The organism is Streptomyces sp. AC627_RSS907 (genome assembly GCF_019049165.1).
The window spans coordinates 1-764 of record NZ_JAGMUE010001143.1 but is presented as its reverse complement, the minus strand read 5'-3'; the positions used below and the strand labels follow the sequence as shown (position 1 = coordinate 764).

1 protein-coding gene is annotated in these 764 nt (G+C 71.9%); it reads left to right on the top strand.

The genetic code is table 11. The features are described 5' to 3' along the window. Positions 1-764 (top strand): squalene/phytoene synthase family protein (locus tag KUM32_RS40730; RefSeq protein ID WP_217146710.1); only part of this gene is annotated, 764 nt, incomplete at both ends.

Sequence of the window (764 nt, the reverse complement as noted above, 5' to 3'; positions counted from 1 at the left end):
CGGCCGAGATCCGCGACCCGCTCCTGCGGGAGGCGTACGCGCTGTGCGAGACGGTCCTCCAGGAGGAGAACCACGCGTCCCACATCTGGATGCGCGACCAACTGCCGCCCGACCGGCGACCGTACTGGGACGCCATGATCGCCTTCTGTGGACACGCGGACGACCTGGTGGACGCGCTCAACGTGCCGCTGGCGGAGCGGCTGCGCCGCTACGACGCGTTCACCCAGGACTTCTTCCGCATGCTGCACGCCACGCGGCGGGCCGACCCCGCCACCGTGCTCGGCCCGCTGCCCGGCGCGCCGGGCCAGCGCTCCGCCGGGGACGGAGTACGCCTGGTGTCGCTGGCGTTCTGCGACTTCGTCCACACCTGGCGGCTGTGCGAGACGGGCGTCCGCCAGGCCGGTCAGGCGCTGCGGACGGACATCACCACCGAGGCGTACGACACGGCGCACGCGCTGGAGGAGTACATGCTCGGCGTCAGCGGCGAACCCGCGCGTTGGCTCGCCGTCCTGCTCGGGCAGCGCGGTCAGGATCTGCCGGACGGGGCCGAGAACGCGGCGATATCGTGGGGGTTCGGGCTCCAGACGCTGGACTTCCTGCTCGACATCGAGGAGGACCTGCGGCTGGGCAAGCTCTACGTCCCCCTCGATGACCTGCGCCGCTGTGGCCTGGAACGCGCCGAGTTGGAGTCGACCGTCGCGGCCCGACAGACCTCGCAGCCACTGCGTGACCTGGTCGGCTGCCAACTGGAGCGCGTGCGCCGC